13 protein-coding genes, 1 tRNA gene and 1 pseudogene are annotated in these 13,194 nt (G+C 40.6%); 6 read left to right on the top strand and 9 right to left on the bottom strand.

Translation table 11 applies throughout. The annotated features are described in order from the left end of the window. The first annotated feature begins 189 nt into the window (after positions 1–189). Positions 190–522, top strand: a complete 333-nt coding sequence (locus L6494_RS27900) for a hypothetical protein (RefSeq protein WP_237996491.1) — start codon at positions 190–192, stop codon at positions 520–522. A 10-nt stretch (positions 523–532) separates the two neighbouring features. Here the strand turns inward: L6494_RS27900 and L6494_RS27895 are convergent, their stop codons facing one another. Next, positions 533–1,018, bottom strand: a complete 486-nt coding sequence (locus L6494_RS27895; RefSeq protein WP_237996489.1) for a hypothetical protein — start codon at positions 1,016–1,018, stop codon at positions 533–535. A gap of 292 nt (positions 1,019–1,310) precedes the next feature. On the opposite strand from L6494_RS27895, the gene L6494_RS27890 reads away from it, so the two are divergent. The 4 genes from L6494_RS27890 to L6494_RS27875 all read left to right on the top strand — a co-directional run bounded on the left by L6494_RS27890 (position 1,311) and on the right by L6494_RS27875 (position 4,814). Then, the gene (locus L6494_RS27890) at positions 1,311–2,699 is read left to right on the top strand and encodes an endonuclease/exonuclease/phosphatase family protein (RefSeq protein ID WP_237996487.1); all 1,389 of its coding nucleotides are present in this window, start codon (positions 1,311–1,313) and stop codon (positions 2,697–2,699) included. Positions 2,700–2,717: 18 nt separating this feature from the next. Continuing rightward, complete coding sequence (locus tag L6494_RS27885; RefSeq protein ID WP_237996485.1) at positions 2,718–3,554, top strand: IS5 family transposase; 837 nt, start codon at positions 2,718–2,720, stop codon at positions 3,552–3,554. Between the two features lie 20 nt (positions 3,555–3,574). Continuing rightward, positions 3,575–3,657: transfer RNA gene (locus L6494_RS27880), tRNA-Ser, on the top strand. 671 nt (positions 3,658–4,328) lie between these two features. Then, a complete protein-coding gene (locus tag L6494_RS27875; protein ID WP_237996483.1) occupies positions 4,329–4,814 on the top strand; it encodes a hypothetical protein in 486 nt (161 codons plus the stop codon). A gap of 19 nt (positions 4,815–4,833) precedes the next feature. On the opposite strand, the gene L6494_RS27870 is transcribed toward L6494_RS27875, so the two are convergent. From L6494_RS27870 to L6494_RS27840, 7 genes are all read right to left on the bottom strand, one after another. Next, the gene (locus L6494_RS27870; protein ID WP_237996481.1) at positions 4,834–6,141 is read right to left on the bottom strand and encodes a DUF488 domain-containing protein; all 1,308 of its coding nucleotides are present in this window, start codon (positions 6,139–6,141) and stop codon (positions 4,834–4,836) included. Between the two features lie 135 nt (positions 6,142–6,276). Beyond that, entirely contained in the window at positions 6,277–6,900 is a 624-nt protein-coding gene (locus L6494_RS27865) for an ASCH domain-containing protein (RefSeq protein WP_237996478.1), read from the bottom strand. Positions 6,901–6,927: 27 nt separating this feature from the next. After that, positions 6,928–7,194 (bottom strand): hypothetical protein, encoded by a 267-nt coding sequence (locus L6494_RS27860; RefSeq protein ID WP_237996477.1) that lies wholly within the window; start codon positions 7,192–7,194, stop codon positions 6,928–6,930. A gap of 52 nt (positions 7,195–7,246) precedes the next feature. Further along, complete coding sequence (locus L6494_RS27855) at positions 7,247–8,473, bottom strand: ISL3 family transposase (RefSeq protein ID WP_237988450.1); 1,227 nt, start codon at positions 8,471–8,473, stop codon at positions 7,247–7,249. A gap of 137 nt (positions 8,474–8,610) precedes the next feature. Continuing rightward, on the bottom strand, positions 8,611–10,095 hold the full coding sequence (locus L6494_RS27850) for a hypothetical protein (RefSeq protein WP_237996475.1): 1,485 nt from the start codon (positions 10,093–10,095) through the stop codon (positions 8,611–8,613). After that, complete coding sequence (locus L6494_RS27845) at positions 10,092–10,823, bottom strand: GIY-YIG nuclease family protein (RefSeq protein WP_237996473.1); 732 nt, start codon at positions 10,821–10,823, stop codon at positions 10,092–10,094. Before L6494_RS27845 ends, L6494_RS27850 begins: the two co-directional genes overlap by 4 nt. A gap of 63 nt (positions 10,824–10,886) precedes the next feature. Further along, positions 10,887–11,123: a hypothetical protein gene (locus L6494_RS27840; protein ID WP_237996471.1), complete on the bottom strand. Its 237-nt coding sequence runs from the start codon at positions 11,121–11,123 to the stop codon at positions 10,887–10,889. Positions 11,124–11,447: 324 nt separating this feature from the next. On the opposite strand from L6494_RS27840, the pseudogene L6494_RS27835 reads away from it, so the two are divergent. Then, positions 11,448–11,696: pseudogene (locus tag L6494_RS27835) on the top strand (hypothetical protein); the annotation flags it as partial. An 88-nt stretch (positions 11,697–11,784) separates the two neighbouring features. Here the strand turns inward: L6494_RS27835 and iscB are convergent. Beyond that, on the bottom strand, positions 11,785–13,068 hold the full coding sequence (iscB, locus tag L6494_RS27830) for an RNA-guided endonuclease IscB (RefSeq protein WP_237996469.1): 1,284 nt from the start codon (positions 13,066–13,068) through the stop codon (positions 11,785–11,787). Between the last annotated feature and the right edge of the window lie 126 nt (positions 13,069–13,194).

Here is a 13,194-nt window from a genome sequence, read left to right as displayed (position 1 = left end):
TTAATAAGTAGGATATTATTAGATAGGTTTAACTACTTTGCTCGTAATTATTAATTATTTAACTATTTCCAAACTTCATTTATTTTTTCACGATTACGAATAATCCTTTCTAGTGTTGTTTAAGTTGGAAAATTTAAATACTTATTTACTGCTTATTTAGTATAAATTATTTTTTATACTAAAGGTTTAGTGTTTGTACGTAAAAAAAGATTTCGCCTCAATTCAGAAATTCAGCGTACAGTCAGGCGGTACTGGGAAAATGTACCGGGTGCGATCGCCTATCTCAAAGAAGCCTTACGGACTTGGAAAGGGATTAAGTCACCGGAAGCTGTGTTTGTGGCTGCCTGTAAGGAAGGCAGGAAACCGGAGTCAGCGCAGGTCAAATCTGCTGTGAAGGATTGGTTTGAATGGGCGAGGAAAAACAGGATTGTGATTGCGATGTCGGGTGAGGTTGTGTATACGGCGGATGGTGCGGCTGTCGAGTTGGCAGAGATGATGCGGCGGTTTCCGGTGCAGGGATGATTAGCCGGAGCTATTGATTAGTGGCATATTTCAGCACCCGTTCCCACTCCCAACGCCACGCAGTATCTACAGTAATTTCTTTGCCGTTGGTGAATTTGATGAACTCTGTACCGTTGTCATAAAAAACATTAGCAACAAGGCGATTACGTACATCATACCCCCACATTTTGGCTGCGGCATTCCACCACTTTTGTCCCGGTGACTCCAACAGGGGCAGTTCCAGATAGTCATCTTTCCATGCCTTTGGCTTCCATTGTTCTTGCAGCGCACTAATCAAAATGGCATTAGGGAAAACCTGTTTTTCATTCTTTTGCAACCAAAGCACATAGTCGATTGTGCTTCTAAAGGCATCTTCTAGCCCATAAGTGCAAACTTCCAATGCTTCTTGGACTTGCTCAAGGGAAAAGTTTACTCCAATGCTAACTAATGCCCGTTCATATTTCTTGAAAATTTCGTATTCAACCGAATCTTTTTCCCAAAACCAAAAACTGGACATACCTGCTAAAAATAGTTTGCAGTTTCAATTGATTCGATTGTAGCAATTCCGTTACTTGGTGCAGTGAACTACAGCGATCGCATTCACCAATGTTGTTGTCAAGATACCCAGAGCAGCAATTCCTCGGATTGTTGTTCCAATAAGCACAGCACAGCAGCAGTAAGTATCTATTCCTTTTTCACTCTCTTGTAATTGAACGCTTCTGTTCTCTTTTTCTCACTAAATCAGGAATCAATACTGTTGAGAGGGAATTTTAAAGAAGTAAATTGTACAAGTGGATTCGGCTCGATTTATGACAGTGAAAAAAATAATTAGTTTTTTGGTTGGCTTACTGCTATCAGTAGTCCTAATTGCGACTCCGGCTTGGGCGATAGATGTTGTATCCGGTGAGCAAGTAGAGTTGAAAGCTACATCAAATCTTGGTGTACCTCTTCATCAAACCTCCTCATCCAGTTTAATCGGACGTGCCTTAGATGGAACAGTTGCTAAAGTAGTAACAACTGCTAAAAATGGGAATTGGGTAGAAATTCAACTACCAGATGGTCAAGAAAGATGGATTGTAGAGAAATATATCAGCCGAGTGATTTCCTCTCAACCGACAAGACCACAACCAGAAGAATTAGTACCTGAACCTCAAGACAATCGTGAAAATACAGCTTTAAAATCTGGAGAAGATTTATTGACAGTAGCAGGTTTCAATGTAGAAAATCTAGATCCAGGAGATACAGAACGCTTCGTACCCTTAAGTGAATTAATTGTTAAGAATTTAGCTGCTCCAGATATCATAGTTCTTACAGAAATTCAAGACAATGACGGTTCTCAAAACTCACAAATCGTAGAAGCTACAGAAACTTACAATAAATTAATCAATGCCATTAAAAGTGTAGGTGGCCCCGAATATATTGCCTTTGATATTGCGCCTGAAAGAAACGCTGATGGCGGTGAACCAGGCGGAAATATTCGAGTAGGTTACTTATATCAACCACAACGAGTAAGCCTAGCAGCAGGGACAGTTGGAACAGCTATAGATACTGTTTCCGTGTTAGATGGACCTAAATTGTCTCTCAATCCAGCTCGAATAGATCCAACAAATTCGGCATTTAAGCGTAGTCGTAAACCCCTCGCTGCTGAGTTTATATTCAACAACAACTCTCTCTTTGTTGTTGGTAATCACTTTGTTTCCCAACGAGATGATAATGATACACAAAGATTAAACCAAGCAAATATTGTAGGTGACTTTACTCGGAAAATATTGGCTGAAGATAACAATGCAAATGTAATTGTAGCAGGGGATTTAAATGATTTAAACGATTCAGAAACTATCAAGGCTCTGCAAAAGTCTGGCTTGAAAAATCTTTCTGATTTACTAGAGGAGAATGACCGATATACCTATAAATTCCGTAATCGTCTTCAACAGCTTGACTATATTTTAGTCAGCCAGAATTTGTCCAATAATACATCTGTAAAATTTGATATCGTTCACGTCAATGTTAATAAACCAAAACCTTTAAGTGACCATGATCCAGTTTTAGCTCAGTTCCAATTGCCAAAAGTATCATCTGTTGTTAATCTCCCTGTATCGTCTACACCTATTCTGTCTAGTCTCAGTGGAGAAGCCTTGAAATCCCAATTAGCAACGGAATATAGAACCCATTTGGGATCTAGTATACTGTTATTATAGCAGTATTTTTTATCACTTATGTATTTAAGCAGTTTAACAGATGAAGAGTGGTTAATTATTGAACCATTATTACCTAAAAAGAAGCTGACTCGTCCACCTACATGGAGTAAAAGACAAATTTTAGATGGCATCTTTTATCAACTGAAAAATGGTTGCAATTGGGCTGACTTACCGAAGGATTTGCCGCCCTATTCCACAGTTTTTTGGCATTACAAGCAGTGGCGAAGTGATGGATTGATTGAGGATATCATGGAGATTTTACATCACAGAGTCCGAGAAAAACAAGGAAGAAAGCCACTTTGGACTACCTTGATCATGATCGATTCCCAAGCAGTCAAAAATACTTGTAACGCTAGTATCGAAACCAAGGGGTTTTGTTTTTACAAGTCCACTAACGGTATAAAAAGGCATCTTGCAGTAGATATTCTCGGCTTTCCCTTTTTTACTCACTGTACTCAGGCGAATATTTCTGATGACCAAGGGCTGATTGAGATGTTGACAATTCATATCGACTTCTTCAAATTCAAACCTGTGGAACTACCTAAAACGACAATCCTTTTAGACAACGGTTATCATCCTGACTTTCTCGAAGCAGAGTTAGTCAAAATTTATCCTCAAATCATGAGTAAAATTCAATTTCAATTGTCTCCCAAGCCATCCCAGTCGGAAAAAGTCCAGAAAGGAAAGTCTGGTTTTGTACCAGTTAAAGCCAGATGGGTCATTGAAAGAAGTAATGCTTGGATGGAACGCTGTAAAAGCTTGGTCAAAAATTTTGAAAGAACTTTGGAGAATGCGACGACTAAAATTCATCTCTGTTTTGTCAGACTTATGCTCCGAAGATTAGCTACTTCATAGATCCCAAATGGGTTCTATATGGAAGATGCTACTCAAGGGAGGGTAACTAGTCTTGAAAACTAGAGCAGGGTCACACCTGGGGGTTCGATTCCTCCATCTTCCGCCTTCCACCAGAGGCTAAAAAGTGAAGCACCGTGCTGATAACGCGGCAACAGGAGGGGCAGTACCTCCCTGGTGGATTTAAGTTACATCACAAAGCAAGCGTATTAGCCTTGACGTTAGGCATCAGCCATTTTGCGAGTATGCGGATACTCAGATATCTGACTACTGATTATTACATTAGAACGGCGATCACCTCTGGTGGGCGGAACGCCATCGCTCAGGCTGTTAACTGCAATTTTTTAGGGAAAAAGACGATCACCTTATCAAATAAACGCTGTAACCTCCCCCTATTTTCCCCAACGGGTCAAAAGTAAAAAAGCTTTCTTAAATTGGTCTGCTGAAGTTGAGACATGAGATTAAATTTAGCTGGTTGCGGGTTGGGTGTAGGTGAGACAGGTAACGTAGATTGTGGTAGTTTCAATTGACCATTTTAGGTCGCACGGAGTCCTCTTGCTCCATTAAGATAGCGGTTAGGGGTTGAACTGCTGGCAACATTTCAACTGAAGCTGTAAAGAACTATATTGCACAGCAAAGGGATTGAGTTATTGGCAGATGTGATCCACTCTCGGTAGATAGTCAAGCATTTTTCGTTTGTACTGATGGAACACTGGCGTAGCATTTTGCGATCGCCTTTTGTTGCGTCTAAAGATAGCGTTATAGGAGAAAAGAGTCGTGCCTGCTGAATTATATAAAGCTGGGATTATTGAGGTTGATGAGGATATAGATTTTACTGAAGAGGAAGAACTTTGGGATATTACAGTTCATTTTAATGGTGAGATGTTTACTCCAAAGCTTGCCTGTGTCAGCGAATCTCAAGCTTTTGAAATCGGCAAAAGACTTTATAACTGGCTAGACAATAATTATCGACAAGTACAGGGATTTGAATTTAAGTGGGAAAGATATTCTGTAGAACGAATTACCACTAGAGAGTATCCTTGTTGTTATTTGCCATACCATGTTTTAGAAGAAAGTTTAGATATTTTTACCGTTGAAGAACGAGACTCTGAAGCAATAGCATATGGCTGGATTACTGGTAGTCCTTTACCTTACTACATCGGATTAGATGGGTTGATAGTTATTGATGATGTCACAGATGATGCTTATCAGGCTGGATGGTGTTCTGCTTGGAAATTAACTAGGGTATCCGCCGAGGCTTAACTTGGTGGCAACTCTCCCATTAAACCAAGCTCAACTGCCTCCCGTACTCCTGCTCCAAACACTCCGCCTTGAGCCTGAAGAAACACACACACCACCTGTCACCTACCACCCGTTCAATCCCATGCGGCTGCTTGTTGTCAAAAGCAATGCAATCGCCATCTTCCAACCAATATGATTCCATCCGCCGAGGATCTTGGCAACCGGAGATTGAGAACTTCGCCCGACCCATAATGTTGATTTGCGCTGCCCCCGAAGCATAGGCTGGAGAATCCCGATGTACTTTAATTTGCGTCCCAGATGGATAAAACAGTACAAGTGCTTGGTGAAAGTCCGGCAGCAGCTTCTCGCCCAAAGCCTCAATCACATCTGCACCAGCATAATGCCCCGACGCAATCAATTTTACCTCAGCTTTTTTACCAGATTTAGCACTAGCCAAACTAACGAACCGCCGCAGGTGCAACTCCAGACGACCATCGGCATACTGAGAGACTGAGGGGAACATCTGTTTTTTGATGGACTTGCACCAGTTTTGAATCTGGGCTAATTCCTCCCCTTCTAGCTTGTCCAGCCGTGTAATCAAGCTGGGGGATTCGGGTTGTGCGGCAACAGGCTGTGGTACATCTGGAACTTGAGGAGTTGCAATAGCCAACGACGGAAACAACCGACCACGGTAAAACTCATGCTGCAACCCCGACAGAACCCCCAGCACCCCCAACTCTGACCAATCGCCCAAATCTTCGCCATGCAGAGAAACCCGATAGTACCCGCAAGCTAGGCGATCGCACTGTACAGGATAACCGGACGAGTGGCACTGTTCGATGAGACTCAAAACTCGTTGTGGATAAGTGGCAGAGAAAACTGGTTTGTGGCAGGGTGTGGGGAGAATAGGGGAGAAGTTTTCCCCTTGTCTCTTGTCTCTTGTCTCCCTTGTCCCCCTTGCTCCCTGCCTCTTGCGGTCAACAGTGCCGATTTCTCCGCCCCAAAGCTCAGGTAAGTATTTTTGTACTACTTCTTCTCCAACCTGATACCGATGGCAGAAATCCCCAGTTTTCTCGAAGCAGCACAGCGTTATATCCACAGGGTTGTCCTTCTGCTTGGCTACCCAAAGCTGTATCAGAGAAAGCCGAGAGTCCAGAATCTCGCGGAACTGTCGTTTGTATTCCTGTTGTGCGGCGGTATCTTTTGCGGAGAATTTCCACCAATGCAACAGTTCGGGAGTAGGGGCAAATAGGGGAAGGTGCTTGCCTTTCCAGCCTTTGGGGAGATAGAGGGAGATGGAGACTGGTTCTCCTTTGATTTCGCCGGCGTAATATGAGGTAAAAATCATACTATACCCCCACTAGATCGTAGTCAGTAACCCAGGCAAGACGGCTTTCCACGGTGGGCTTGTGGAATAAACCCGCCGCAGAGATACCGTGGTGGCAAAGTCCGTCGATGCCGGAGAAAAGAGAGAGGATGTACATCATGAGACTGCCTCCAAAGTCAAACTTGTTAGCTCGACTTCAGCATTAAACAACCCCTGTTTACCAGTAATAGGAATTGCAGGTACAATCCGCCTGATATTGTCCAACCGCCAAGCAAATCTACCTACTTGCCAGTCGCCGGTATCAAGCTCGGTTTGGGGCTGTTCGCTGATGAATGCTGGGGTCATGCGTATGCAGTCGGTTAGGTTGACCTGAGCGATCGCACTTCCAAAAGGTAAGTCTTCCCACTCGATATAGTTGTCAGTGTTGGTGAGTATTTGTTGATACTTGTTGAGAAAATATTGATGATACAGCTTTTGTTCTCTGCTAGTTTTTTTTGCAGCGCAGATTAACAATGGGCCTCTGTAGTTGGTAGCCCAAGAGCGTGTTTCGTACTTTTTTAGTCCCATTGTGATGAGGGATGCCCAGGGTTGGTGAAGGCTGATGGCTTTGATAATTGTGGTAGTCATAAGTTTTTGGTTAGTGGGTCTTGTAGAAGAACTCGTTGTACTGGTTCTGTCAGAACATGAGATTAAATAATTGGCTACTACTCCTTTGGAGTCTCTAACTAAATCAGGAAAATCTGATGGTTTCTCGCCAGAAGGCCCACGTCCTAATAGCATAAGTGTGATCGCTTCTGTCTCCTCACTTCAAAAATCTACCCAGTTAATATCAACAACCTGTCCATTTCTCTTCACTAATTGACATTGATTGATAGGGTCACAAGCCCAATCAATAGCTTTTTGTCGAAGAACATCACTACCAGAGTGCAAATATTTTCTCATGTCTTGCAATACGGCTTCTTCATCTTGAATAAGTGGCGAAACTATCTCGGTAATGGGTGTTAGCTTTTTAGTTTTGTTTTCTTCGGCTTTCTTCGCTTTTAATACTTCAATAGCAGCATGAGCTACTGCCATTTCTTCATGAGAGACGGGTAATTTTTGGCTCTCCCAGACTAGATATGTTAAATTAACAACAGAAATACCAATTTAGTAAAACCCTTCTTCTAAAACTATTAAAGTTAGTTAAGCCATAAGCTCTGCGTTTAATGAGCTTAATCTTCTGATTAATTCCTTCTACGATACCTTGAGTAGTTCGGTGATCAAAATAAGCAAGAATTTCATCTATCCATCTACAGATGGTTCGACAACTTTTGGGGAATAATTTATAAGCTGCTTGAGTCCATTCCAGGAATTTATCTAAGGCTTCATCACTGGTTATCGGACTTTCAAATATATCTCTAATTGCTTCTTTATTCCGATACATTTCTCCTAACTCTGGAGCAACTTTTTGGAGTGAAGCTATCTTCGCCTTTTCTTCATCACTCAGGCTTTCTTTTTTCTTTAGCAAAGGGTATTTACTGTGAGTTAAGCCAGCTAATTTCTTTTCTCTTTCTTGGCGATTTTTAATTTTCTCTGCTGCTCTTTTTTCCTGTTTTCTTCTTGCGTCTAACTCCTGGTTTATTTGTTTCATGACATGGAATCTATCTGCCACCACTTGAGCATTCGGTAGCATTTCTTGGATTAAACTTTTATAGGGTATCCATAAGTCTATGCTGACTTCTTCTATTTGATTCAGTACCTCTGAACCTAGACTGGATAAGTATTCTGCTATAACTGCTTTATTTCTTTTTTCTAACAAAGCTATGGGTCTTCTTGTCTCTAAATCTACTAATACTGCTGCATAATTCTTTCCCCCTTTTAATTGTGTGATTTCATCTATTCCTAGCTTTTTTATCTGACGAGGTTTTTCTTTTAGCAAATCTGCTTCTAACTCTTTTAATATTGTTTCTATCTCAGATGGTGTCATTCTATTTCTTCTAGCTGCACTCTCCACATCCGTCTCTAATACTTCCTTGATTACTTTCATCCCTAGTCTTGTTGTGTAAGTTCTTCTACTTTTTACAAAAGACAGTTTTTCGCTGAATACTTTCTGACATTCTGTACATTTCAATTGACGACGATTTACTTTTAAAATTACTTGATAGCCACTCATGGGTATATCTCTGACCATATACCAATGATTTTGATGAGTTTTATCAGTTGTCTTTCCACAGCGAGGACACTGAGCAACTTTTGACTGACTTTGGATTTCAATTACGATTTCATCATCGGTGATAAAATTGTAATTCACAACCTTAATATCTTCAATATTAATAACTTTAGTAATAAAATGAAGTAGGGGATTAGAAGGCATATTTATTAAAATGCTAATTTTATTCTCAACCTTTCTTGCTTATTTATAGTCTTAATTGCTTGTATAACTCCTTCCCAGCTTGGATTATCGCCACTAATCACTGCTAATTCTATTGAATTATACTGGATTTATTCATGCTATTCTAGCATAACTACTCTGGGAGAGCCTAATTTTTTAGCTAAGGGTACGACATTAGGTTTGCAATTAGCCCAAAACTCAACTTCTTCAGGTCTAGCAGATTTAACTAAGTAAACATTGGGGTCATTAACCGCGCCAAACTCATCTTTTGGTGGTGGTAATGTTTCTGGTTGGGGTAACTCCTGAAAGGAGTGTTGAACAGATGCAATGGACACCACATTTTGCTGTAAGTTGGGTAGAGCATAACCAGCAACTTGTTCGACAACTTCGGTCGGAGTTTGTAGCTCAGTGACTCGCATTTGTTGGGGCAAAGGTAAGGTGGCGCGTGCTTGTTTACTGACCGCTTGCTCGTCAGATAAAGTATCGAGTCCATGCTGTCGCCGCGTCTGGATGTTAACAACGCGATGAATGAAAGTGGACTGATACCATTCCCATTCAATAGGCAAGTTGGTGGGGTCGTTGCGAAAATGTTTGAGGACTTTGGCTTTATTGGCGTGTAAGTCACCCCCGTATTCCTTGAGCCAACGATTGGCGATCGCGGTTTGAAATTCGCTGTCTAATTTGCCATCCTCATTTCGCCAAGGTCCATCAGGCAGCCAGTCCCAAACAATTTCCTGCGGTTTTTTCCGTTGTCCAGATAAAAATGGGTCAGGCGGCGGAACATTGGCCTTGATGATGGTCTGGTTCGTTAGTTGCAAAGTTTCGGAATTATTTGACAACGAAGCGGAGGGTCTAGGGTCGGGTGATTCTAGAATTTCAAATCCAAGTTTCGCTTTTTTTTCTTCTCTCTCTTTTGCTAAATTTTGGGGCGTGAGAGAGGGATTTAGGGAGAGAGAAGAAGTCTCTTGAGAAGTCTCTATGAAATCTCTATATATAGATAAGTTACTGATTTCGTCGCTGCTTGTTACGCATTTCGTAGCTCCTTGTTGCAGATTTCGTAATTCCTTGTTACTCGTTTCGTCAGAGGTTGTTACCCATTTCGTCAACAAGGATTTTTCAAGGGTTTGAGGGTTGTGGGTCTTATTAGTTCGATAAGTAATCGCAGCGAGAGCTTCAGGATAGATATCGATGTGCATAACATTGGGGAGAACACCATAAGCGGTTTCAATGGGTTGAAGAATGACTTTAATTAAACCCATCCGTTCTAAAAGGCGCATTGATTCTCTGACACATCGTGGTGAAGCATTGAGAGATTCAGCGAAGGCATCAGGATTACGGCGCAACACATCTTCCTTGAACTTTTTCTTCCAGCCGACTTCTTCACCTGTCAACTCATCCCTTTGTAGGTATGGACGATACCAGTAAACAATGTCTGCCAGAATATCAATTGCTAGCCGATCTGCCTTTTTCTCACCAGACTTAGTTTGATAACAAATATGTTTGTACCAGCTTTTTGGTGTAATGTCACCCTCGAATTTAATGTGAGCGATGGCATCAACTACTCTGTGTCCTGTTAAAACACCTGTGTATAAGTCTTGATTCATACGATTACACCTCCACTTAAGCACGCAGAAAATCCAGCAATAGTGCTTCTAATAGATATCTCAAGTTCATCCAATGTTATTTCCTTCTGAAAAATCTTGGATTTTTCAAAAGTTGTCATAACGCAGTTAGCCCAATGTTTTATCCCAAAATCGCAAATATATTGGAGAGATTTTAAAGTATTAATCTGAAGAATGTTTTCATAGAAAATCGTTTTAAACTTTACTTTCAATAATAGTTTTACAGAGAAATTAAAATTCGGAGGAATTGAAATCACAAAACTTTGGAACTCATTGTTATTAATTAAGTTTTTAGTTACTTCAAAAGCTATATTGTCAGAAATATTTTGTGCTTCTTTTCTGAATAAATAAAAGCTATCCTTAACATAATCAAGACTTTGAGAGTATTTTTCTAGCAATTGTTCTTGCGAATCAGAATGTGAATGATTCCAGTCAGGCAGACTGGAATCAGAAAATTCAAACCATTCCCCAAATCTTCGATATTCTTTATACTGTTCGTGAAAATATTTTTCATCATTAATTGCGTCTGGTGTCCAAAATGAATCAATTATTCGTAATGGATAAGGAGATTGAGCTTTAAGCTGTTCAAGACGTGTGACAGGATTCACGCTCCGCCCAATCTTATAGCGGTTTGTTCCTTCTGCATGAATCAGGTAGACATATCCTTGATTTGAACGATAATGTTGAAGTATTTCTTCTGATAAAATCATATTGATCTCTGGGAGCATAACTAACCTCTATTTCATAGGAGTGGGCTTGAATACTTATTACCTTTACCCCTCACAAGAGTTCCCCCCAACACTCTGCCCAGAAGAAGTTTCATCTTTAATTGTGTGCCATTCGGCTGTAGCCCGTTTGACTAACTCCCCAAAACCAAGGCTTTCATGTTCTCGTTCTAAAATCTGTCTGATTAATGTGCTAACACGAATCTTTTTCCATGCAGCCACGAGGCGATATTCTTCATAAGCTTTTTCTGATAAAGTAATCGAAAGCATATATCGTTCTGTCATGTGGCACTCCGAAGTTTGTAATAATTGTCAAGGCTAGCTAATTGCTTTATAGTACAATTGTACTATAAATATGGGGTATATTTATAGCAATTACAAGGCAATTGCAGTGCAAATATATAGTTTTTTCTGATGACGAGTATGCAATGGTCTTCAATTTTTCAATTGTTAGAGGTAAATCATCTAATTTACTATCCATGTAAATGTGGCGTTTTCTTCTGTTATCGCTCAAGATATCGTTAGTCATAATTCCTCTGTTTGGTTTGTGAGAAGGAAATGTTTTGGATGAATTATTTTGTTAAATAGCAGCAAGTTTTGGCTTTTTTTATGAGTAATAAAACACCCCAAACTGAATATGATTCTCCGTGGAAGCAGATGTTGCAGTTGTATTTTGAAGACTTCATGCAATTCTTCTTTCCTCAAGCTCATGCTGAAATTGATTGGAGTAGAGGTTTCGAGTTTCTAGATCAGGAACTCCAGCAGGTAGTCCGGGATGCCGAATTAGGAAAGCGATTGATTGACAAATTGGTGAAAATCTATCGCATTGGGGGCGAAGAATCTTGGTTGTTAATCCATCCCAGATGCGGAAAGGGGACTGCCGCTATAAGGAATTTGTTTAGCGGGATGGGAATTTCTGCCAACATAAACATTGTCCTGATGGACATCATTGTTTGTATTCATAACCGTCAGCTTTGTGTATGATTTTTAGGTATTTAGGATGAACATCAAACTTTTTATCTAAAGTGTGTAAAACAAAGTTAGGGCGGAATCTAATGGCAATTCTGCCTGTATATCTTCCAGCGAATTTACCAGTAGGGATACGAGCTTTGACAATATCACCAGTGGTAAAACCTTGAAAGGATTTAGCTCTATGTGCATGAGCTTTAGGAAAGCCAAACTTATCTGGGCGACAGCGTTGACGAATACCGTGACCTTTGGCATTAATCAACAAAGGTCTAATATTTTTGATAATTAGTTTTTCTGGTGTACTCGCTCCTATACATAAAGAATCAGCCCAGTGAGACTTATCAATTCCTCTGTTGACCCGATTCCACTTGGTTCGTCCACCACTGCCAACTTCTACAGGTAAATTAGTTTGTTGTAATCTACGGTATAATTTCCAACGAGTTGCATTAACCGCAGTGGCATCAACTAAAGGTTTTTTAGCTTGAGCCAGGATACGATTTAACAAATCAGGTTTTTTGCTGAGAAATGATTCAATTGGTTGATTACCTTTAGCTTGATTACATTTAGGACAAGCTAATGTCAAATTGCTCACACGATTAGTACCACCGCAGGATTTAGCAACAATATGTTCGATTTGTAGTGGGACATCTTTGACACCACAATAAACACATTGATGTTGCCACTTGACTAACAGATATTGTTTAACTTCAAAACCAAATAGCTCACCACGTTGATAATCCACACCTTGAATTTCTGGTTGTTCTAGTTTTTGTAAGTCAAATTTAACCAACTCTTGAGAAATGGCAGTGATTGGACAAATACGACGTAGCCTATTTACCCAAGTCAAAACATTTTCAATTCGAGATTGTAATGATGGTGGTAGCCAACCATTGGGACGAGTTCTATTGAGAAATCGCGCTTTGCGGTAACGTGTTTTACGCGATCGCCTTGAACTTCTTAATTGCCTTCTTGATAAAAGTGCTTCTCTGATTTGAAACCCACGATGACTTATCTCACAAGCAAATACACATCTGGCGGTATTTTCTTGTAGTAGAGTCATCCCTGTAGTGCGACTGCCTGGGTCAATTTTTACTCGATGTTGATGTGTAACTGAATTTTCTAATTCTCTGTTCTTGACAATAATCGTAAAGGGGTAGCGTTTATAGACCGCAGCGCGACCCCGCTTCAATAACTCCCTCGCCCTTGCTGGATGGCATGGGTCAAGTGGTTGCTTATTTTTATCTAATACGAAAACGTACATTACTGTTACCTCTTACCTTACGGTAGTAAAGTTTGCCTCGCCCGGATATCATGGCTTGTTCGGCTCAAAACACTGTTTGGTTCCCGTCCTTACTGTTTAATTTTGAGCGACAGTTGCCCAGAACTG

The sequence above is a fragment of the Nostoc sp. UHCC 0870 genome, assembly GCF_022063185.1.
Taxonomy (GTDB): Bacteria; Cyanobacteriota; Cyanobacteriia; order Cyanobacteriales; family Nostocaceae; genus Trichormus.
This window is presented reverse-complemented; position numbering and strand designations above follow the sequence as displayed.

Bases quoted from the DNA above. Each gene is read 5' to 3' on its own strand.
- L6494_RS27895 (WP_237996489.1), bottom strand. From the start codon at position 1,018: ATGTCCAGTTTTTGGTTTTGGGAAAAAGATTCGGTTGAATACGAAATT.
- L6494_RS27890 (WP_237996487.1), top strand. From the start codon at position 1,311: ATGACAGTGAAAAAAATAATTAGTTTTTTGGTTGGCTTACTGCTATCA.
- L6494_RS27885 (WP_237996485.1), top strand. From the start codon at position 2,718: ATGTATTTAAGCAGTTTAACAGATGAAGAGTGGTTAATTATTGAACCA.
- L6494_RS27870 (WP_237996481.1), bottom strand. From the start codon at position 6,141: ATGATTTTTACCTCATATTACGCCGGCGAAATCAAAGGAGAACCAGTC.
- L6494_RS27865 (WP_237996478.1), bottom strand. From the start codon at position 6,900: ATGCTATTAGGACGTGGGCCTTCTGGCGAGAAACCATCAGATTTTCCT.
- L6494_RS27860 (WP_237996477.1), bottom strand. From the start codon at position 7,194: ATGGCAGTAGCTCATGCTGCTATTGAAGTATTAAAAGCGAAGAAAGCC.
- L6494_RS27855 (WP_237988450.1), bottom strand. From the start codon at position 8,473: ATGCCTTCTAATCCCCTACTTCATTTTATTACTAAAGTTATTAATATT.
- L6494_RS27850 (WP_237996475.1), bottom strand. From the start codon at position 10,095: ATGAATCAAGACTTATACACAGGTGTTTTAACAGGACACAGAGTAGTT.
- L6494_RS27845 (WP_237996473.1), bottom strand. From the start codon at position 10,823: ATGATTTTATCAGAAGAAATACTTCAACATTATCGTTCAAATCAAGGA.
- L6494_RS27840 (WP_237996471.1), bottom strand. From the start codon at position 11,123: ATGACAGAACGATATATGCTTTCGATTACTTTATCAGAAAAAGCTTAT.
- iscB (WP_237996469.1), bottom strand. From the start codon at position 13,068: ATGTACGTTTTCGTATTAGATAAAAATAAGCAACCACTTGACCCATGC.